Below are 20,848 nucleotides of genomic sequence, written 5' to 3'. Positions count from 1 at the left end.
ATGAAAATAAGTGACTACATAGCCAACTTTTTAGAAGAAAAAGGAATAAAACACGTTTTTGGTATCATTGGTGCCGGCAACGCGCATATATTCGACTCAATATTTAGTAAAGGCTATACCGAAATAGTTTGTGTGCACCACGAGCAAGCGGCCTGTATGGCTATGCAAACATACTACCGCCTTGCCGGCAAAGTTACCGCCGCCGTGTTAACTACCGGCGCAGGTTCTACTAATGCAACCACAGGCGTAGTAGGGGCCTGGGCCGATTCTATCCCCGGTATTGTTATCTCGGGTAACGAAAACTCTAAGTTTATCGATTTACACAAAGATGTGCGTATGTGGGGCGTACAGGGGTACGATAGCTCGCTGATGGTAGAGAAAGTAACCAAGTATGCCGGCCGTGTACTGCAGCCTAAAGACATTAGCGTAGAGCTTAACAAGGCCTGGGATATAGCTATTGAAGGCCGCCCCGGTCCGGTATGGCTGGATGTGCCCATGAATATCCAGTCATCAGTAATTGATGAAAAAGATATTTTGCCCTATGAAAAACCCGCCGCTGCAACCCCTGCGCCAAGCTTGCCTGAGCAGGTTGGCAGCATAGTTGCCGACTTAAAGGCCGCTAAACGCCCGGTGCTTTGGCTGGGCCATGGTATTAGGCTGGCAGATGCTGTTGATCAGATACAACCCTTGCTGGAGCAATTAGGCAGCCCCGCGCTGGTTACCTGGGCGGGCATTGATATGGTAGATTCGGAGCACCCGCTGGTTTATGGCCGCGCCGGTACTTATGGCCAACGTTGCGCTAACTTTGTGGTACAAAATTGCGATTACCTGCTTTGCGTGGGCACCCGCATGGCCATACCGCAAATTGGCTACGAAATAACCGAACTGGCCCGCCATGCACAAATTGCCGTGGTTGATATTGATGATCACGAACTGGCAAAATATGCATCGCGCTATAAAACTACCGTAGTGGCCGATGCTAAAGATTTTATAACTGAGCTATTAGCACAAACAAAAGACATTGGTGCTGATTATAGCGAGTGGGTAGCCACCTGCAATAAATATCGCGAAGATTTTCCATGGGTGAACCCATTTGACCACCCGGATAAAGATGGCTTCATCAATTCGTACCCTTTTATGGAGAAATTGAATGCGCATTTAAAGGACGATCAAATCATAGTAACCGATATGGGTACCGCCCTGCTGAGCGGACACCAGGTGCTTAGGTTAAAAAAAGGCCAGCGCCTGATGACCTCTACCGGCTTGGGCGAAATGGGCTACGGTTTGCCTGCCGCTATTGGTGCGTCGTTCGCTACCAACCATGGCGAGGTAATGTGCCTCAACTGCGATGGCGGTATGATGATGAACCTGCAGGAGTTACAGGTAATGGCGCACCATAACCTGCCTATCAAGTTGTTCATATTTAATAACGATGGGTATTTAATGATCAAAAATACCCAAAAGGCATTGTTTAACGGCCGTGCAGCAGGTACCGACCAAAAATCGGGCGTAAGCTGCCCCGATTTTTCGGCGCTGGCCGATGCCTTTAAGTTCAAAAGCTTCCGTATACGCACCTGGGAAGATTTTGATGAGGTATTACCGCAAGTACAAGCCCACAACGGCCCGGTTATTTGCGAGGTGTTTACGCATCCGCATCAAACCTTTGTGCCGAAGTTGTCTCTCGCGATTCAAAAAGACGGTACGCTGATATCGCCGCCATTGGAGGACCTTTCGCCTTTTATACCGCGCGAGCAATTGAAAGATATTATGCTGGGTGGGCTGCACCCTAAATCGGCAGCTATAGAGGCTTAACACAAAAACAGGATGAGTAAACTAAGGGTAGCCATATTGGGCAGTGGTAACATTGGTACCGATCTACTGATTAAAATACAACGTTCGGAGTACCTCGAGTGTGTGTTATTCATTGGGCGTAACTTATCGTCGCCGGGTATGGCGAAGGCCATTAGCCTGGGCGTAAAGGTATCCGACCAAAGCATTAACGCCATTGTGAAGGATCCCGATTGCTGCGATCTGGTTTTTGATGCTACATCGGCCCGCGACGCCCAGCACCATTGGGCCATCCTGAAAAAGCTGGGTAAAATTGTGGTGGATATGACACCCGCAAAAGTTGGTGGCTTATGCATCCCCGCTGTAAACCTTAACGATTCCATAGCGCAGCAAAACGTGAATATGGTTACCTGCGGCGGCCAGGCATCTATCCCTATCGCTTACCTCATTGGGCAAACGCACCCGGATATCGAATACATTGAAGTAGTTTCCAGCATTGCATCGCGCAGCGCAGGCCCTGCTACACGCCTCAATTTAGATGAGTATATAGAAACTACCGAAGAAGGGGTAAAGATGTTCTCTGGAGCTAAACGCGCCAAAGCTATTTTGAATTTAAACCCGGCTAACCCCTGCATTGATATGCAAACCACTATTTTTGCCAAGGTGGCCGAGCCGAATATAGAAGCACTTGCGCTGGCCGTAGAAGCCATGGTGAAGAATATCAACTCCTATGTGCCTGGTTATCAATTATTGGTATCGCCCATTTACGAGAACGGGCGCATTGTAGTAATGGTGAAAGCACAGGGCCTGGGCGATTATCTGCCCAAATATGCAGGCAACCTTGATATTATTAATTGCGCGGCCATTGCCGTTGCCGAGGAGTATGCCAAAAAAGCGGCTAACCCGGGCGCTGTTACCTTTTTAGCAAATTAATGAAGCAACATATACTCATCAGCGACCCAACCCTGCGCGACGGTAACCACGCCGTGGCTCACCAGCTATCTGCAAAACAGGTGGCTGTGTATTGCCAGGCTGCTGATAAAGCAGGTGTACCTATTGTAGAGGTAGGGCACGGTAACGGACTGGGGGCATCATCGCTGCAGGTAGGCGAGAGTTTGGAGTCAGACGAAGTATTACTTACAACAGCCCGCAAGCATTTAGGCAACAGTAAACTGGGTATACATGTTATACCCGGCTTTGCCACTATACAGCGCGATCTGCGTATGGCCATTGATTGGGGGGTAGATGTGATACGCGTAGCATCGCATTGCACAGAAGCGGATATCACCCAAAGGCACATTGGCTACTCGCGCGAAAAAGGTAAAGAAACCTATGGCGTACTGATGATGACGCACATGGCCTCGCCGGAATTGCTGGTTGAGGAAGCGCAAAAAATGGAACTTTACGGCGCAGAAGGCATTATTATAATGGATTCGGCAGGGGCGTATTTGCCTGCTGATGTTACTGAGCGCATTGCTGCATTGGTTGATGGATTGGCCATACCAGTGGGCTTCCATGGACACAATAACTTGGGGATGGGTATTGCCAACAGTATTGCTGCAATTGAGGCTGGCGCAACCATGTTAGATGGTACGGCACGTGGCTTTGGTGCCGGTGCGGGCAATGCACAACTGGAAGTACTAATAGCCGTGTTAGACAAAATGGGCTACAGCCACGGCGTAGACCTTTATAAGATATTGGATGCGGCAGATATAGCCGAAAAGGAAATTATGCCGCTGGTGCCGGTCATCAAGTCTGAAAGCGTAGTGAGCGGTTTGGCGGGGGTGTTTTCGGGTTTCTCTAAACACGTAAACCGTATCTCTAAAGAATATAATGTTGATCAGCGCGATGTTTACTTCGAATTGGGGCGCCGTAAGGTAGTAGCCGGGCAGGAGGACCTGATTATAGAGGTTGTATTAGATATTGTTAAACGCCGGAGTTAAAAATGAAAAAGGAAGCAATAGACAATATAAAGGCCGATTGCAGGCAGAGTTTGGCCGGCTACACCGCCTCGCTGGAGTGCCTGCACGGGCAAAGTATTTTGGTTACCGGCGGCACTGGCTTTATTGGTAAGTGGCTCACCGAAGTTATTTCGGTACTAAACGATGAAGAAGGCTTCGGCATAAAGCTTTACCTGCTGGCTCGCGATATGGAAGACTACCGCGCCGAAGTGCCGCACCTTGCTGCCTTAAAATATGTTACGCTGATTGAGCAGGATATACGCAACGTGAGCGTATTACCCGATGATATACGTTGGATAATACATGCCGCCGGTTCGCCCGATAACCGTACGCACGTTACCAATCCGCTCAAAACCATCGAGACCTTTTACAAGGGCACACAGGCGCTGTTGGATGCCTGCTTGCGTTTGCCGGGATTGAACAAATTTGTGCACCTTAGTTCTAACACTATTTACGGGCATCCTGTAAAGATCGTTGAAACCGGTATAAAAGAAACAGAGATAGGTATATCAGACAGTAATAGCGTCACCGCCGCCTACAGCGAAGCCAAGCGTATGGCTGAAACCGTTTGCGCCGTGTACCGTAACCAGCAAAAGTTACCGGTGGTTATAGCCCGCCCGTTCTCTTTTATTGGCCCGTACCAGGGGCTGGAGAAACCATGGGCAATTAATAACTTCATCAGGGATAGTATCCTTAATGGCCCGATACGTATTTTGGGTAACGAGAATACGGTGCGCAGCTACCTTTACGGGAGCGATGTGGCCTGCTGGCTGCTGATGGCGCTGGCTAAAGGCAAAACAGCAGCCACCTATAACATAGGCGGCGATGAGCCTATTAGCCTGAAAGACCTGACAGGTAAAATAACCGCGAATTTCCACAACAAGATAGATGTGCTGGTGAAGTACTCCAAAGCATACCCCGCGCAATCGTCAATCTCTATACCCGATACGTCGGCTATAAAAGAAACCCTTGGCGTAAAGCAGCAAATAGGCTTTGAGGCGGCGTTGAAGAAGACCATTGAGTGGTACAGGAGTTAGAGGACGGAGATAAGAGGTTGGAGTTTAGGAGAAATTTTAAAAATAGAGTTTAGCATTTCGGATTTAGATAAAAATATGACGCACCCCTACAAAAATATTGATGCAGGCGTACAAAGCCAGTTGGCCGCAATTATCAAAAAGAACACTACCCGCGAGATAATTCCCGGCAAAAACTACATTGCGGTAACCGGCAAGGTAATGGATGAGGAAGATATTTTATACGGGGTAGATGCTGCTTTGGATGGCTGGTTGACAGCCGGGCGTTTTGCTAACTCATTCGAATACGATTTTGCCAAATACTTTGGTGCGCACAAAGCTTTATTGGTAAACTCGGGCTCATCGGCAAACCTGGTGGCTTTTTATGCCTTAACCTCACCCAAACTTGGCGACCGTGCCGTAAAACCCGGCGACGAAGTGATTACAGTTGCCGCAGGTTTCCCTACCACGGTAAACCCCATGATACAGTTTGGCGCTATCCCCGTATTTGTAGATGTGGATATCGCAACGCATAACGTACTCTCTGCAGATATTGAAGCCGCCGTATCACCTAAAACAAAGGCCATTATGATAGCCCACTCGTTGGGTAACCCTTTTGACCTGGATGAGGTGATGCGCGTAGCAAAAAAGTATAACCTGTGGGTGGTAGAAGACGATTGCGATTCGCTTGGCGCAACCTACCGCGGGCAAAAAACCGGTACATTCGGAGATATTTCAACCTTCTCTTTCTACCCGGCTCACCATATCACCATGGGAGAGGGGGGCGCAGTTTTAATAAACAACCCTGAGCTGGCCAAAGTTGCCGAAAGTTTCCGCGACTGGGGTCGCGATTGCTATTGCGAACCGGGTAAAGATAACACCTGCGGCTGCCGTTTTTCGCAACAGTTGGGCACTCTGCCCTTCGGGTACGATCATAAATACACTTATTCGCACATTGGCTTCAACCTTAAGGTTACCGATATGCAGGCCGCCTTTGGCGTATCGCAACTAAAAAAAGTGGATCATTTTGTGCAGCGCCGCCGCGAAAACTACGCAGCTTTGTACGAGCGCATGAAGGAGCTGGAAGAAATATTCATTTTGCCGGAGCCAACGCCTCACAGCGAACCATCGTGGTTCGGTTTCCTGCTCACCCTGCGCGAAGGCGATGCTGCCGACAGGCACATGTTGGTGCAGCACCTCGAAGAAAAAATGATAGGTACGCGTTTGTTATTCGGCGGTAACCTGTTGCGTCAGCCTGCTTATGCCAACATCAACCACCGTACGGTAGGCAATTTGGCCAATACCGACACCATCATGAACCAATCTTTCTGGCTGGGTGTATGGCCGGGCTTGAATGAAAGCCATTACGATTATATCCTCGACGTAATTAAAGATTATATAGCATAACAACATAGCCGGGCCTGCCACCGTAAATATCTCATTTTACAGTAGCAGGCCTTTCTGTATCACTGCGCCTTCAAAATAATTTGTATCTTCGCGGCCCCCAACCCGTCTACACGGGTATTTTAAACATTGGTATAATTACCGGGCCCGGCTGCCGTTATATGGCAATTGACTTACCCTGTGCAAAAATAATATTCACTATTTAATCGAAATTTCTAAACAATTTGCTTGTTTTTACATTATCAGTCTGCAAATAAATTATCGAACCATCACAAATGAAAAAAGCGTTAATAACAGGTATTACAGGGCAGGACGGCGCGTACTTAGCCGATTTTTTACTCAAAAAGGGCTATGAGATACACGGCATAAAAAGAAGGAGCTCGTCGTTCAATACCGATAGGATTGATAATTTATATAAAGACCCGCACGAAAGCGATGTCCGCTTTAAATTGCATTACGGCGACCTTACAGATTCTACCAACCTTATCCGCATCATACAACAGGTACAGCCGGATGAAATATACAACCTCGGCGCAATGTCGCATGTTAAAGTAAGTTTCGATACGCCCGAGTATACGGCCAATGCCGATGGTATAGGTACCCTGAGGTTATTGGAAGCCCTTAGGATATTAGGCTTGGAAAAAAAGACTAAGATATACCAGGCATCAACATCGGAGCTTTATGGGCTGGTACAAGCAGTACCGCAATCTGAGTCTACACCGTTTTACCCGCGTTCGCCTTACGCCGTGGCTAAGTTGTATGCTTACTGGATAACCGTAAACTACCGCGAGGCTTACGGCATGTTTGCCTGCAACGGTATTTTATTTAACCACGAAAGCCCGCTGCGCGGCGAAACATTTGTTACCCGCAAAATAACACGCGCCGTAGCCAAAATAGCGCTCGGCTTACAAGAAAAGTTATTCCTTGGGAATTTGAATGCACAACGCGATTGGGGCCACGCCAAAGATTACGTAGAAGCAATGTACCTGATACTGCAACAGGAAGTTGCCGAGGACTATGTAATAGCAACAGGCGTTACCACAGCAGTACGCGAGTTTGTGAGGCTTGCTTTTAACGAAGTAGGCATTACAGTTGATTTTAAAGGTGAAGGTGCTGATGAAAAAGGCTATGTTGTTGCCTGCTCTAACCCCGCTTACCAGGTTGCAATTGGTACCGAGGTGGTTAGCGTTGATCCGCGTTACTTCAGGCCTACAGAGGTAGAGCTTTTAGTGGGCGACCCTACAAAATCATTCGAGAAGCTTGGCTGGAAACCTAAGTATGATTTGCGCGGGCTTATTGAAGATATGATGCAGAGCGACATAAATTTATTTAAGAAAGATGCGCTTTTAAAAGAGCACGGCTACGTAGTAAAAAATCAGTTCGAATAAGGTATTTGTCCACTATTTGGAGCCGGTTGTTAACTAACAAAATAAATAAATTGAGCCTATATTTGTTCCCATTATAAAGCCGACAGCTTTATAATGGGGGCAATTTTTTATATGACCGATACTACTAAAAAGGCGGGTAAGTTCCTGGTAATTATTAACGTAATAAGCTCGGGCGGGCAGGTTTTGCTTATAGGGCTTGTTTACTTTTTTCTTTACCGCATACTGTTAAAATCCCTGGGGGTTGAATTGTTGGGCGTTTGGTCGGTAGTATTATCAACCTCATCGTTGGCAAACCTTGCCAATTTTGGCGTGGCCGATTCTGTTATCCGTTTTGTTGCCCTATACTCTAAAGAAGGCGATAAAGCCAAAATGCGCGAACTCATTTTTACCGCTTCACTATTTTTGTTAGGCTTGTTTTTGCTGATAGGGTGTATTATATACCCTTTTGCCGGGCTTATACTAAACCACATGATACCGGCAAAGTATATTGCCGATGCCATGCTTATACTGCCATACTCGTTACTGTGTTTGGTTATTAATGCGGTTAATGGCGTGTTTTCGTCGGTGTTGGATGGCTTGCAAAAAAATTATATCCGCAGCTTGCTGTTTAGTTCATCATCGTTGTTACTGCTTGGCGCAACCTATTTTTTAGTACCGCATTATGGCTTGCAAGGTGTGGCATTTGCCCAGGTAGCGCAATCGTTATTTACCCTAATAACGTGTATGTGTTTTGTAATTGCCCAAACGGCCTACAACCCTTTACGTTGGGGCTGGAACAAAGCTATTTTTAAGCAAATATTCAGCTACGGAATGAAATTTCAATTTATTTCGCTGGCCAATATGCTTAATGATCCTGTTACCAAAATACTTTTAGGGAAATTTGGGGGGATGGCATTTGTTGGCTATTACGAAATGGCCAACAGGCTTATAATGCAGGCAAGAGGGGTTATTATAAACAGCACACAATCGTTAGTGCCGGTTATGGTTAACCTTGATAACGATGTTGAAGGGGTACAAAAATTCTATAAAAGGATCTTTTCTAACGTGCTGTTCTTTTCTATGGCGAGTACCGCGGCTATTATATTAGGCGGGCGCATTGTTTCTGCTTTATGGATAAACAGTTATCAGCCTGTGTTTTACTATACGCTGGTAGTTTTGGCTCTAAGCCTGCTCATTAATTTATTTACAACGCCGGCATACTTTTATTATATGGCCAAAGCAAATTTGGGCGTATTAATAACCAATCACCTTATTTTGGGTTTTACTAATGCCGCCGCTGCCGCTGTGCTCGGGTTTTATTTTGGCGGTGCCGGGGTAATTGCAGGTTGGGTAATTGCTATCGTGCTCTCAACAATTTATATGCTGCAGCACTTCAATAAAATTTATGGCTTAACCTACGGCAGGTTAATTTTCCGGCGCGATGTAATGTATGCCATCGTTTTGTTTGTGTTAATGGCTTTTGGCGTAGGCAACTTTGTAAAGAGCAATGTTATAATAACCGATATTGCTTTACTTGTTTTAGCATTTGCAACGGTAGCCATCTATTTTGTGAAATTTAAAGTAAAAGATATTTTACGATCGGGCGATGTATAGCCTCAAGTCAAAACTATGGAATTTAAAGTTTACTGCTACATTTGCAACTAATTCCTAACCCGCTTAACACAAGTAATGGCCATTAATAAAACAGGAAAGAAGCTTAGCACAGGTGCCGGTATAAAACCGGGCTTGCTAAAACTAATGCATAACAAACCAATTGCATGAAAAAATTAGCATCGTTATACTATTACCTCTTTTCGTATTGGTGTTATAAACTTATGCTGGGGGCACTTGGCCATAAAGCCCGCATTTACAGGGGCTTAAAATTAGATGGTGGTAAAAACATATTTATAGGTAACAATGTATATATAGGCAGGTTATCGTGGCTTGCTGCAAGCCCTTTAACAAACAAGCAAAACTGCAAATTGGTAATAAACGAAGGGGCTTACATTGGTAATTTTGCCCACATTTACAGCACATCAAGCATCACCATAGGCAAAAAAGCGCTATTGGCAGATAAGGTATATATTACCGATAACCTGCACGGTTATGACGATATAACCTTGCCTTATATAGAGCAGCCCATTAAGCAATTAAAGCCGGTTTTAATTGGTGAGGGCTGTTGGATAGGCGAAAATGTTTGCATTATTGGCGCCAACGTAGGCAAGCAAAGTATTATTGGCGCAAATGCAGTAGTTACCAAAGATATCCCCGATTACTGCGTTGCGGTAGGCTCTCCGGCCAGGATCATCAAACGTTATTGCGAGCAGGAAAAAATCTGGAAAAAAACTACTCCCGAAGGAGTATTCATCAACTGAAATGAAAGTACTTATAACCGGAGGTGCAGGCTTTATTGGCAGCAACCTCGCTCTACATCTGTTAAAACACAACCATCAGGTTACCGTATTAGACAACTTGTTACCCCAAATACACGGTAACTCTCCCGCAGATACATCGCCGCTTTACCAATCTATCACCGGTAAAGTAAACTTTATTGAAGGCACGGTTACATCTAAGGCCGATTGGGAAAAGGCAATTGCCGATAACGAAGTTATTGTACACTTCGCTGCGGAAACGGGTACCGGCCAATCGATGTATGAAATTGAACGTTATACCAACGTAAATATACAAGGTACCGCCATAATGCTCGATTTGCTGGCCAACTCAAAGCACCAGGTAAAAAAGGTACTCATCGCATCTTCACGCTCTATTTACGGCGAGGGCAGGTACTATTCTGAAGAGTTAGGTTATGTATACCCCGGGCACCGCACCCAGCAATTAATGGACGCAGGCGATTTTGAAGTACACTACCCGGGCTGCAGCAAGCCATTGAAACTGGTTGCGACCGACGAAGAATCGAAAATACACCCTTCATCGGTATACGGTATAACCAAGCAAAACCAGGAGCAGATGATCATGACGGTTTGCCCAACAATAGGAATAGCGGCGGTGGCCTTGCGTTTTCAAAACGTTTACGGCCCGGGGCAATCGTTATCAAACCCGTATACCGGTATCCTGTCGATATTTTCTACCCTCATCAAAAACGGAACACCGATAAACATTTTTGAAGATGGTTTAGAAAGCCGCGATTTTGTTTTTATTGACGACGTGGTAGAAGCTACTTATCTGGGCATTACTAAAGATGAAGCCAATAGCCAAACATTTAACGTAGGTACCGGCGTTGCAACTGATGTACTAACGGTTGCTAACACGTTGATAAGCAAATACGGAAAAAGTGTACCGCTTACCGTTACCGGCAACTACCGCCTGGGCGATATAAGGCACAATTATGCCGATATTACAAAAATAGGTAAAGCACTTGGCTTTAAGCCGACTGTAGATTTTGAAACAGGTATAGGCAAGTTTACGGCCTGGGTGAATACACAGCAAATAGGGGCGGGCCGCTATGAAGATTCGCTTGCCGAAATGAAAGAGAAAGGCTTGTTTAAAGGATGAGCCAATTAGGTTTAGTTACTGTACTATTTAAGGCTGATGACGTACTGGAAGGTTTTTTTGAAAGCCTTTCGATACAGAACTTTAAAGATTACCATTTGTATTTGGTGGATAATTCGCCAAATGAGGGTACGGATAAGCTTATACAAACGCTTTCGGCGAAATTTGGCGTAACTAACTACACGCATGTTAAAAATGCAGGTAATGAGGGAGTTGCGCGCGGAAACAATATTGGTATAGAACTATCTGTGAAAGATGGTACCACGCATACCGTTTTGCTGAATAACGATATTGAGTTTTCCCAGCCCGATTTACTATCAGATATGCTTCGGTACGCCATTGAGCATAACGAGCCCATGATAGTGCCGAAGATATATTTTCATGATAACAGGAAAGTGTGGATGGCTGGTGGTGAGTTTTTGCTTTACAAAGGGCTAACCACCCACGTAGGGGAGGGCGATAATGATGGCACTAAATATAGCCGCGAAGCCTATTTTGATTATGCGCCAACATGCTTTATGTTGATAGACAACAAAGTGTTTGAGAAAGCCGGCCTAATGGACGAAAAATACTTTGTTTATTATGATGATACCGACTTTATTTTCCGTACCAACAAACTGGGCTATAAAATAAAACTTCTCCCCAACCTGCATATCTACCACAAGGTAAGCAGTATAACCGGCGGCAAAACCACGCTGTTTTCTATTTACTACGGCACGCGCAACAGAATTTATTTCATCAGGAAAAACCTAAGCGGATTGCAGTACTTTTGTTCGATGGGTTTTACTTTGTTTGCGCGTTTGCTACGTTACCTGCAATTTGATAAAGAGCAGAAAGCAAAGTTGGTAACCGGTTTAAAAGACGGGTTTAAGTTGAACCCGGCGGGAACAAGCCCACTCAAACCATAGCTACACAATGTTATGCAAGGGATACTGATCTTTCTGTGCAGCTCGATCTTTTTGATTGGGCCCTATCTGGTTTGGCCCAGCAGGTACAATATCCTAATGCACTTAAACGTATCATTTATTTTCCTCGCCTACTTTATACCGGCAATTGTTTTAAATGAACAGGAAGATTACCAGGCAGATATTGTAAGCCTTTATGTTATCCTGCTAACCGTAGGTGCCGCTTGCTACGTTGCGGGGTTATTTCTTGGCTTCAAAATAAAAGCGGTAAAAACCAATTTTTCTTTTGAAATTTTGCCACTCGAAAACTATGAAGCTCGTGTAGCCCGTGTAACAAAAATTTTTATTACCGTTGGTATATGCGGTATGGTTACGGGTTATATGATGATGGGCTTTGTACCTATGTTTGCTGCCGATCCGCTGGCGGCAAAGTTTTTCAGGAACCAATACCAGGTGCCATTTTACACTTCCATTATCTACCTTACGTCCTTTTTTATACTAAGTTCCATTATACCAATAGCTTTTATGGTATGGTATAAAAATAAGGCCAAGGTATATTTTCTATTCGCTACCATTACCGCAATTGTTTTGCTGGCCATGTCTTTAGCACGCGGTTCGGCGTTTACAGGCATCTTGTATGCTATTTTGATCATCATGTCTTTCCGCAGCCGTACGTCTTTCGCGGTCGCGCTAATTTTCCTGGTGTTTATTTACAGCTTTAGTTCGGTTTTCTATTTTATTATTGGCGTTAGGGACATAACCGACTTGACCGCCGGAGCTAAAACTGACCATATGTTTTGGCGTGTTTTGTCGTCGGGTACGGTTGATGTAACCGACCAATTGAGTTTTTTGCAAAACTTTGAAAGCTCCCCCATTTGGACTTATGGCCGAACCATTTACGGCGGGCTTATACCAAGCCACTATGAGTGGAACCCTGCGGTATACACTTTAAAGGTGATGAACCCTAATGAAGACGTTACCACCCTTATAAGCGGCGGGTTACGGCTACCTGCGCCTATTTGGGGATATGTATCGTTTCAATGGCCGGGGGTGGTGATCTTTTGCTTCCTGAGCGGCTTTATTAAAGGGGTGATCTTTAAGTACCTTAAAACTTGGATATTTAAATACAGGTCTATATTAACCTCCACCGTGTTGATATTAATATGCCTTAACGTGTTCGAGCAATTTGCTAACTTTTATACGCTGTCGATATACTCGGTTCCGCCGGTGTTTATTTTCATTTTTTATTTGTATCGAGTAAGATTAAGGCCCCGGGTTGATAAAGAAGAAGTTGCTGTGCACGGAAGTTGATAAGGTACGGCGTAGTTAGTAACTATTGTTAAACATCCATTAGTAATTTATAAATGCTCATATTAAATAGCAGATTTTTAACCCAAAACTTAACCGGTGTACAACGCTATGCCTATGAATTATTTAAGCAAATAAATAAACATAGCAGCGGCGTAGAGTACGTATTGCCAAATGAGGCTGTGCTCGATAAGTACGCATTGCCTTTCGGGTTGCCACTGCGTAAAACAGGTAAGTATAAAAGCCATATATGGGAACAGGTTGATCTGCCGGCCTATTTGAAAGGCTTGGGCTCCCCGCTGCTTTTAAACCTTTGCAATACGGCTCCGTTATTTTACAAAAACCAAATAGTAACGGTGCACGATATTGCTTATTTAAGAGGTAATTGGCATAGCCGTGCCTTTAAAACTTACTACAAGTTTGTAATACCCCGGGTTATTAAAAATAGCAGGCACGTTATTACCGTTAGCGAGTTTTCTAAACAGGAGCTGATAGATACCTATAAGGTGCCGAGCGATAAAATATCGGTAGTATATAACGCACCTTTTATTGATGTTGATGCCGGTGCAACTATCAACCTTAATTTAAAAACGCCATATATTTTGTCGGTAGGGTCTATAGATCCGCGCAAAAATTTAAAGCGCTTAATACAAGCCTTTGTTAACTTAAAACAGCCGGGTATAACGTTGTATTTAACCGGTACTTATAACTCAAACTTTAAAGCGGATAAAGAGCTGGATGCCCTGATTACCGCCCATTCCGAACAAATAGTGTTTTTAGGCTACCGCACCGATGCCGAATTGGTTTATTTATACCAAAACGCATTGTGCTTTGCTTACCCATCATTATACGAAGGTTTTGGACTACCGCCAATTGAGGCTATGGCAAACAATTGCCCTGTTATAACCAGTAACATATCAGCCTTGCCCGAAGTATGTGGCGATGCCGCTTTATATTGCGATCCGTTTGATGTTGCAGATATATCAAACAAATTAGCTGCAATGATAAACAGCCCGCAAATGCGCGAAGATCTTATACTGAAGGGGGCCGATAACGCAAAAAGATTTTCTTGGGAGCTCTCAGGAAAGTTGTTGATGGATGTTGTAAACAAATACTTATAACAGTCAAAAATTATTAATTATAAACAGATAGCGATTTATACACGGGCCTGCTTAAACCGTTTGCTTATCATGTTAAAAAAATAAAAATAAATGGGAAAAATAAGAACGCTGCTTGCTTTATCTGTTGTGATGTACCATTGTGGTTCTATTTTCGGCATAACCCTCATAGGCGGTGAACTTGCCGTACAAGCGTTTTTTATCATCTCGGGTTTTTACATGTCAATGGTGCTTAACGAGAAATACGTGGGGGCAAATAACTCTTACAAGCTTTTTTTAAGCAACAGGTTGCTAAGGCTTTATCCTATATACTGGGTGGTGCTTATTTTGACCGTGTTAGGAGGTTTGCTATTGGCGGTAAAAGCACATACAATACATATCGAAAAGTTTGAAGGGTATTTTGCCCTGCAGGGTTACGTGCCTTCAATTGCGTTTATGATAATCAATCAAATTATCATTTTCGGGCAAGATCTGGTGTATTCCTTTGCCATCGACCTATCAAACGGGCATTTGTTTTTTACCACCCTTGCCGAAAACGGAAAACCGCCACTAACCACCTTATTAATGGTACCCCCCGCTTGGACACTGGGCGTAGAGTTAACATTTTACCTGATAGCACCGTTTATATTGCGCCGTAAGCCGGCCATAATAATTTCGCTCATCGTATTGTCGTTTTTTTTGCGTGTATTTTTGCTTTACAAATTTGGTTCGGCGGTAGAAATTTGGATGTACAAGTTCTTCCCAACTTCGTTAATGTTCTTTTTGCTGGGGTATGTATCTTATCGAATGTACCTGCGGTTTAAAAATGTAAAACTGAACGATAAATTGGGCTACATAGTGCTGTTTTTATTACTGGCTGAAACGTTTGCTTACCCGCTTCTGCCCAATTTTAAATCGAACTATTTCCCGTTTTCATTTCCGGTTACCCTGTACCTTACGTCGGTTACTTTGGCCGTGCCGTTTTTGTTTATTTATTTCAAATCGAGCAAGCTTGATAACACAATAGGCGAATTATCTTACCCTATTTACATATGCCATAAATTGGTGTTCTATATTTTAAAAAGCGTACACTTTTTAGCTGGCCCGCTTTTTGGCTTATACGTTGTTATATGCACAATTGTGTTTGCAATACTGTTAACCCGGCTGGTTGCTGTGCCGATTGAAAGGTACCGGCAATCGAGGTTGGTGAAGCAAAAAGCACAACGCTTAGCGTAATTGCCCGGATGAGCATAAATTTAAAGCGGATATATATTAATGAACTAACGGACTTTTAAATACGGCACTAAATAAGAATGAGGATATTAGTTATAGATGAACTTTGCCCGCCGCAACTGGGCGGGATACAGGTTAGGTTTAAGGGGCTTGCTACGCAATGGGCCGCAATGGGGCACGAGGTACATATAACCGCTATTGACCACCTGGGCACATCGCCTGAGGAAGAGGTGATAGACGGTATAAATTATCACCGTATACTAAAAGATACCGAATATTATAAAAACGGGCCTTTCGGCAGGAAGATAAGTACTATATTTAGCTACACCTTTAAGCTGAAGCCTTTTTTTAAACAGCAGTGGGATGTTATCATCTTTTGCCAATTCCCGGTGCTGCCGCAAATTTTTTATAAATTGTTTTATAGGAAACGCGCAAAAACAGCCATCGATTTTGTGGAATACCGCGGCTCTAAACTTTGGAAGGTTATCAATAACATCATCCTAAACGCAGCCGACGAGGCCATATGCATCAGCAACCACGTCAAGCAATGCGTGCTGGAGCATAGGAAAGACCATTTGCATATCATACCCAGCTTTGTTGATACAACGGATGCAGTTTCGGTGAGTAAAAGCAATTACATATTTATGGGCCGTATGGTGGAGCATAAGCACCCCGAGCATGCTGTGCAGGGCGTTTTAGCTTACAATAAAACTTATGGTAAAAATATGCCGCTGCAACTGATGGGCGGCGGCGGTATGCTGAATGATTTGAAAACAGAATACGCAGGTGATGGTTGTATTACTTTTTTGGGTAGCGTTGATGATGACGTAAAACAGCAAGTATTGGCAAACGGCCGTATATTGATATTGCCATCTGAGCGGGAAGGCATGCCTATTGTTGTGATAGAGGCAATGGCCTACGGCGTGCCCACCATCACAACAGATTACCCCGGCAATGGCACGCAGTTTTTTGTTGCCGAGGAGCAATTTGGCAAAGTGGCGCAGCCTGATGTAGACGATATAGCTAAAAAAATAAAGGAAATTGAAGATAATTATGAGGCATACGTAGCGCGCTGTAACGAAATAAAAAGCAACTACGACACCAAAGTTATCGCACAAAAATATTTAGATATCTTCCGCTAAGCCGCGGGAGTACAATAAATTAACCGGTTATAAATTCAAACAGCTCATGAAGATTTTAATTATTGGTTCGATGGGGTTTATCGGCTCGCATGCATACAAATACTTTTCGGCCAAGCACCAGGTTTGGGGTGCCGATGTAGTACCCAACCCCGGCGCCGATAATTATTACCAGCTCGAAAAAACCGATACCGATTACACCCCGGTTTTTAACAAGCACACCTTTGATATTTGCATAAACGCAAGCGGTAACGGCAGTGTGCCTATTTCTATTAATAAACCTGTGTTCGATTTCGAGCTTAACGTAACCAATACCATTAAGCTTTTAGATGCTATACGTATACACAGCCCGGCCTGCAAATTCATCAACATGTCGTCGGCAGCGGTATATGGTAACCCGCCAAGCTTGCCCGTTACCGAAGACCTGCCTTTGAAACCCATGTCGCCCTATGGCTGGCATAAATTATACGCCGAGCAAATTTGTAAGGAGTATTATTACATGTACAACCTGCAAACTATTAACCTGCGCCTGTTTTCGGTGTACGGTGAGGGCTTAAAAAAGCAGCTGTTTTGGGATACCTATCAAAAATGCCAATCGGCCAAAGAGATTGAGCTATTTGGCTCGGGTAACGAAACCCGCGATTTTATATACATAGGCGACCTGATGAAGGCGCTTGAATGCGTGGTACACCGTGGCTTATTTAACGGCGAAGCCATCAACGTATCATCGGGTATCGAAACCACCATAAAAGAGGCTGCTACTATTTTTTGCGCAAGTGTTGATGAGAAGATAAAGCTGAAGTTTAATAATATCGTAAAACCCGGCGACCCATTTCACTGGCGGGCAGATATAAGCACTCTTTGCGGATGGGGGTTTGCCCCGCACACCACCATACAAGATGGGTTGAAGAACACAGCCCAATGGCTTAAACAGTATCACGGTGCATAAGCCTGCTATGTAGGGCCTCCAAAATTCTGCTATATTTGAGGCGTATTACGGCAGCTGCCGTTATAAATTAGCTTAAATGGGTTTCGAAATAAAAAGTGGTATAAAAGTACTGGTGGTTGGCGATGTAATGGTAGATCATTACATATATGGCAACTGTAACCGCATATCGCCGGAGGCCCCGGTACCCGTTGTGGAAATAACCCGGGAAGCCTATACACTTGGCGGTGCCGGCAATGTGCTGAAAAACCTTATTGCCTACCAATGCCATGCAAATATTGCCACTGTTGTAGGCCACGATGATAATGCAGCTATAGTACTAAATGAGCTTGCTGAAAATGGGCTAACCAATGCCGGTGTTGTAAAAGATGCCAATAGGTGCACCATCATGAAAACGAGGGTGCTGGTTACCAATCATCAACTCATTAGGCTCGACAGGGAAATTTCTACACCGTTAAGTGCCGAAAAAGAGCAGGAGATATTGGCCTACTTTAAAAAAGAAGTACCCGGGTACGATTTAGTGCTGGTATCTGATTATAACAAAGGCATGCTTACGCCCGGTTTGTTAAGCGGTATTTTTGCCATTTGCCGCCAGTTGGGTATTACCACAATAGTTGACCCTAAAGGCACCGATTTTAGCAAGTACAAAGGGCTAAATATAATTAAGCCAAACCGCAAAGAAGCGGTTATTGCTTCGGGCATTAACATAACCAATACCGAAAGTTTAACGGCCGCCTGCCAAAAATTGCAGGAGATTACGGATTGCGATAGTGTGGTGATCACCATGTCAGAAGAAGGCATTGCAATGTACACTGCAGGGCAACTCACCATTATACCTACCAAAGCGTTGGGGGTTGTTGATGTAACAGGGGCAGGGGACACGGTATTGGCCTCGTTAGGAGTAGCAATTGCGTCGGGTTATTCATTATACGATGCCTGTAATTTTGCCAACCATGCTGCCGCCGTGGTAGTAAGTAAAGTAGGTAGCGCTACCGCAACGCTCGAAGAAGTAAACAGCCAGATTTTTTAATTCGGTCGGCTGTATAATTTAGCTTTAAAGCAAACATGAAAAATAATATAACCTCTGTTTTTGAAGACCATATAACTGTTGCACAAAAAACTCTGGAACAACTTGCGCCGGGCATTGCTGCAGCTTGCGAAGCTATTGTGGCTTGCAGCAAAAACGGTAAAAAGGTATTGATATTTGGCAATGGCGGCAGCGCGGCCGATGCTCAGCATATAGCCGCCGAGTTTACAGGCCGCTTTGTGAAAGAGCGCCGCTCGTTACCGGCCATAGCACTAACTACTGATACTTCCGCCTTAACCGCCATTAGTAATGATTATGGTTACGATCGTGTTTTTGAGCGACAGGTAGAGGGCCTTGCCGCAGCCGGTGATGTGCTGATAGGCATATCTACCAGTGGCAATAGCCCTAACGTTATAAAAGCCCTGCTTAAAGGTAAAGAGGCAGGTTGCACCACCATAGGCCTGTCAGGCCGCGACGGCGGCCAAATGAATAGCTGCTGCGATATTAATCTGGTGGTGCCCTCTGATGTTACCGCCAGGGTGCAGGAAATGCATATACTAATAGGCCACATTATTTGCGGCGCTATAGATGATGCTTTTTAATAATACTCCGGTTTTAATTTAACATTAAGCCCCTGCAAAATGCCCCACAGCGTTGCAGGGGCTTTTTAGTATTTTGGCATCATTATGGTAATATTATTATTAACAATTATTAATAAAGCCAATTTTTGCAATAATGTGTTATAAAAAATGTACTTTTGCAACACCTACCAGGAATAGATACCTATGACAACACGCTACTCTAAGCACCTACCGGGTTTTGTTTTTCTGAGTGATCTGCTGCTGTTAAATTTTGCTCTTTACAGCTCTCATTACATTAAGTTTAACACATTTACGCCAAGCGAAACGGCAATTACCTTTATTTTACTCGTAAATATTGCCTGGGTTGTGGTTTCTGCCCTGTCGCGCAGTTTTTATGTGTTCAGGCCTATGCAGCTTCGCGATAATATCAACAAGTTTCTCTTAACCCTTATTTACCATTTGCTTTGCGTTTTTGGCATTATATACTTCCTCAAAATCGCCAATATTTCGCGGGCAGAGGTGATGCTGAGTTATACACTGTTTTTTTTGTTTGTGGTTTTTCAGCGGTCGGTACTGTTCTTTTTTCTGGACTATATTCGTAAAAAAGGATACAATCATCGCCAGATAGTAATTATTGGCGACCAAAATATTGCCGAGCGGCTTGTAAAATCTTTTGAGCAGCACCCCGAGTATGGTTACGACCTTACAGATTTTATTTCTGAAGAGCAAATGGCTGCAATGGCCGATGATGAACTTGTACAGGCACTGATAGAAAGGGCACCAAACGAAGTATTTATTTGCTACAAGCAAATGAATTACGAATTGCTTAACCGGTTGGTAAAAATGGGTGATACCTACCTCATTAAAATAAAAGTAGTATCAGACCTTATACTTCACAATAACTATGCACAGTTGGTTAATTACCATAATGTGCCGGTATTGCAGTTAAACTCAAGCCCCGAAATTGGGCTGAAGATAAGGATACTGAAACGCGGCTTCGATGTTATTTTTTCATCACTTGTGATGGTAGCGGGTGCCCCTGTGTTTTTTATGCTTTTGATTGTTACCAAGCTCACCTCAAAAGGCCCCGCGTTTTTCCGCCAGGAACGTATAGGCCAAAACGAGAAGCCTTTTTATATTTACAAATTCCGCAGCATGCGTGTGAATGCCGAGTTGGCAGGCCCGCAGCTTTCTAAAGAGAACGACCCTCGTATAACAAAATGGGGTATGGTGATGCGCAAAACCCGTTTAGATGAGTTGCCGCAGTTTTGGAATGTGTTGAAAGGCGATATGTCGGTAGTTGGTCCACGCCCCGAACGCCAGTATTATATCGAACAAATATTAGAGAAAAGCCCGAGCTATAAAAAGTTACTGCGCGTTAAACCGGGGTTAACATCAATAGGGCAGGTGCACTACGGCTACGCCGAAAATGTTGACCAAATGTGCGACCGTGTACGTTACGATTTATTGTACCTGCAAAACATCAGCCTAAACTCCGATCTGAACATCATCATGAAAACAGTTAAAGTGATGGTACAGGGGAAAGGGAAATAAATAGTAGGATACACC

The 20,848-nt window shown here is 44.2% G+C and carries 18 protein-coding genes; all 18 read left to right on the top strand.

The window, feature by feature from the left end; all coding sequences use genetic code 11:
• The 18 genes from BC343_RS12890 (at position 1) to BC343_RS12805 (ending at position 20,833) form a co-directional block, all read left to right on the top strand.
• Positions 1–1,812: a thiamine pyrophosphate-binding protein gene (locus BC343_RS12890; protein WP_078348205.1), complete on the top strand. Its 1,812-nt coding sequence runs from the start codon at positions 1–3 to the stop codon at positions 1,810–1,812.
• Positions 1,813–1,824: 12 nt separating this feature from the next.
• Entirely contained in the window at positions 1,825–2,721 is an 897-nt protein-coding gene (locus BC343_RS12885) for an acetaldehyde dehydrogenase (acetylating) (protein ID WP_078348204.1), read from the top strand.
• The gene (dmpG, locus tag BC343_RS12880) at positions 2,721–3,731 is read left to right on the top strand and encodes a 4-hydroxy-2-oxovalerate aldolase (protein ID WP_078348203.1); all 1,011 of its coding nucleotides are present in this window, start codon (positions 2,721–2,723) and stop codon (positions 3,729–3,731) included. Before BC343_RS12885 ends, dmpG begins: the two co-directional genes overlap by 1 nt.
• A 2-nt stretch (positions 3,732–3,733) precedes the next feature.
• Positions 3,734–4,786 (top strand): NAD-dependent epimerase/dehydratase family protein, encoded by a 1,053-nt coding sequence (locus BC343_RS12875; RefSeq protein ID WP_078348202.1) that lies wholly within the window; start codon positions 3,734–3,736, stop codon positions 4,784–4,786.
• Positions 4,787–4,861: 75 nt separating this feature from the next.
• Positions 4,862–6,169 (top strand): lipopolysaccharide biosynthesis protein RfbH, encoded by a 1,308-nt coding sequence (gene rfbH / locus BC343_RS12870; protein WP_078348201.1) that lies wholly within the window; start codon positions 4,862–4,864, stop codon positions 6,167–6,169.
• A 272-nt stretch (positions 6,170–6,441) separates the two neighbouring features.
• Positions 6,442–7,554, top strand: a complete 1,113-nt coding sequence (gene gmd, locus BC343_RS12865; protein WP_078348200.1) for a GDP-mannose 4,6-dehydratase — start codon at positions 6,442–6,444, stop codon at positions 7,552–7,554.
• A gap of 111 nt (positions 7,555–7,665) precedes the next feature.
• Positions 7,666–9,147: an oligosaccharide flippase family protein gene (locus tag BC343_RS12860; protein ID WP_162276863.1), complete on the top strand. Its 1,482-nt coding sequence runs from the start codon at positions 7,666–7,668 to the stop codon at positions 9,145–9,147.
• Positions 9,148–9,311: 164 nt separating this feature from the next.
• Positions 9,312–9,908, top strand: coding sequence for an acyltransferase (locus tag BC343_RS31575; RefSeq protein ID WP_078348198.1), 597 nt, complete (start codon positions 9,312–9,314; stop codon positions 9,906–9,908).
• A gap of 1 nt (position 9,909) precedes the next feature.
• A complete protein-coding gene (locus tag BC343_RS12850) occupies positions 9,910–11,046 on the top strand; it encodes an NAD-dependent epimerase/dehydratase family protein (RefSeq protein ID WP_078348197.1) in 1,137 nt (378 codons plus the stop codon).
• On the top strand, positions 11,043–11,951 hold the full coding sequence (locus BC343_RS12845) for a glycosyltransferase family 2 protein (RefSeq protein ID WP_078348196.1): 909 nt from the start codon (positions 11,043–11,045) through the stop codon (positions 11,949–11,951). The genes BC343_RS12850 and BC343_RS12845 overlap by 4 nt, the downstream gene beginning before the upstream one ends.
• 96 nt (positions 11,952–12,047) lie before the next feature.
• Positions 12,048–13,259 (top strand): hypothetical protein, encoded by a 1,212-nt coding sequence (locus tag BC343_RS12840; RefSeq protein WP_078348195.1) that lies wholly within the window; start codon positions 12,048–12,050, stop codon positions 13,257–13,259.
• Positions 13,260–13,312: 53 nt separating this feature from the next.
• Positions 13,313–14,377: a glycosyltransferase family 4 protein gene (locus tag BC343_RS12835; protein WP_078348194.1), complete on the top strand. Its 1,065-nt coding sequence runs from the start codon at positions 13,313–13,315 to the stop codon at positions 14,375–14,377.
• A gap of 90 nt (positions 14,378–14,467) precedes the next feature.
• Positions 14,468–15,589, top strand: coding sequence for an acyltransferase family protein (locus tag BC343_RS12830; RefSeq protein WP_078348193.1), 1,122 nt, complete (start codon positions 14,468–14,470; stop codon positions 15,587–15,589).
• A gap of 77 nt (positions 15,590–15,666) precedes the next feature.
• Positions 15,667–16,728, top strand: coding sequence for a glycosyltransferase family 4 protein (locus BC343_RS12825; protein ID WP_078348192.1), 1,062 nt, complete (start codon positions 15,667–15,669; stop codon positions 16,726–16,728).
• A 46-nt stretch (positions 16,729–16,774) separates the two neighbouring features.
• Positions 16,775–17,674, top strand: a complete 900-nt coding sequence (locus tag BC343_RS12820) for an NAD-dependent epimerase/dehydratase family protein (protein WP_078348191.1) — start codon at positions 16,775–16,777, stop codon at positions 17,672–17,674.
• A gap of 76 nt (positions 17,675–17,750) precedes the next feature.
• Positions 17,751–18,701: a D-glycero-beta-D-manno-heptose-7-phosphate kinase gene (gene rfaE1 / locus BC343_RS12815; RefSeq protein WP_078348190.1), complete on the top strand. Its 951-nt coding sequence runs from the start codon at positions 17,751–17,753 to the stop codon at positions 18,699–18,701.
• Between the two features lie 35 nt (positions 18,702–18,736).
• Positions 18,737–19,300: a D-sedoheptulose 7-phosphate isomerase gene (locus tag BC343_RS12810; RefSeq protein WP_078348189.1), complete on the top strand. Its 564-nt coding sequence runs from the start codon at positions 18,737–18,739 to the stop codon at positions 19,298–19,300.
• Positions 19,301–19,483: 183 nt separating this feature from the next.
• Positions 19,484–20,833 carry a sugar transferase gene (locus BC343_RS12805; RefSeq protein WP_078348188.1) on the top strand — a complete coding sequence of 450 codons (1,350 nt, stop codon included), beginning with the start codon at positions 19,484–19,486 and terminating at the stop codon, positions 20,831–20,833.
• Positions 20,834–20,848: the final 15 nt, after the last annotated feature.

The sequence above is a fragment of the Mucilaginibacter pedocola genome, assembly GCF_002013915.1.
GTDB classification, from domain to species: domain Bacteria; phylum Bacteroidota; class Bacteroidia; order Sphingobacteriales; family Sphingobacteriaceae; genus Mucilaginibacter; species Mucilaginibacter pedocola.
Note: the sequence above shows the minus strand (reverse complement) of the source record. Positions and strands in the feature narration are given on the sequence as shown.

Coding starts and splice junctions, on each gene's coding strand:
- BC343_RS12890 (WP_078348205.1), top strand. CDS start 1: ATGAAAATAAGTGACTACATAGCCAACTTTTTAGAAGAAAAAGGAATA.
- BC343_RS12885 (WP_078348204.1), top strand. CDS start 1,825: ATGAGTAAACTAAGGGTAGCCATATTGGGCAGTGGTAACATTGGTACC.
- dmpG (WP_078348203.1), top strand. CDS start 2,721: ATGAAGCAACATATACTCATCAGCGACCCAACCCTGCGCGACGGTAAC.
- BC343_RS12875 (WP_078348202.1), top strand. CDS start 3,734: ATGAAAAAGGAAGCAATAGACAATATAAAGGCCGATTGCAGGCAGAGT.
- rfbH (WP_078348201.1), top strand. CDS start 4,862: ATGACGCACCCCTACAAAAATATTGATGCAGGCGTACAAAGCCAGTTG.
- gmd (WP_078348200.1), top strand. CDS start 6,442: ATGAAAAAAGCGTTAATAACAGGTATTACAGGGCAGGACGGCGCGTAC.
- BC343_RS12860 (WP_162276863.1), top strand. CDS start 7,666: ATGACCGATACTACTAAAAAGGCGGGTAAGTTCCTGGTAATTATTAAC.
- BC343_RS31575 (WP_078348198.1), top strand. CDS start 9,312: ATGAAAAAATTAGCATCGTTATACTATTACCTCTTTTCGTATTGGTGT.
- BC343_RS12850 (WP_078348197.1), top strand. CDS start 9,910: ATGAAAGTACTTATAACCGGAGGTGCAGGCTTTATTGGCAGCAACCTC.
- BC343_RS12845 (WP_078348196.1), top strand. CDS start 11,043: ATGAGCCAATTAGGTTTAGTTACTGTACTATTTAAGGCTGATGACGTA.
- BC343_RS12840 (WP_078348195.1), top strand. CDS start 12,048: ATGCACTTAAACGTATCATTTATTTTCCTCGCCTACTTTATACCGGCA.
- BC343_RS12835 (WP_078348194.1), top strand. CDS start 13,313: ATGCTCATATTAAATAGCAGATTTTTAACCCAAAACTTAACCGGTGTA.
- BC343_RS12830 (WP_078348193.1), top strand. CDS start 14,468: ATGGGAAAAATAAGAACGCTGCTTGCTTTATCTGTTGTGATGTACCAT.
- BC343_RS12825 (WP_078348192.1), top strand. CDS start 15,667: ATGAGGATATTAGTTATAGATGAACTTTGCCCGCCGCAACTGGGCGGG.
- BC343_RS12820 (WP_078348191.1), top strand. CDS start 16,775: ATGAAGATTTTAATTATTGGTTCGATGGGGTTTATCGGCTCGCATGCA.
- rfaE1 (WP_078348190.1), top strand. CDS start 17,751: ATGGGTTTCGAAATAAAAAGTGGTATAAAAGTACTGGTGGTTGGCGAT.
- BC343_RS12810 (WP_078348189.1), top strand. CDS start 18,737: ATGAAAAATAATATAACCTCTGTTTTTGAAGACCATATAACTGTTGCA.
- BC343_RS12805 (WP_078348188.1), top strand. CDS start 19,484: ATGACAACACGCTACTCTAAGCACCTACCGGGTTTTGTTTTTCTGAGT.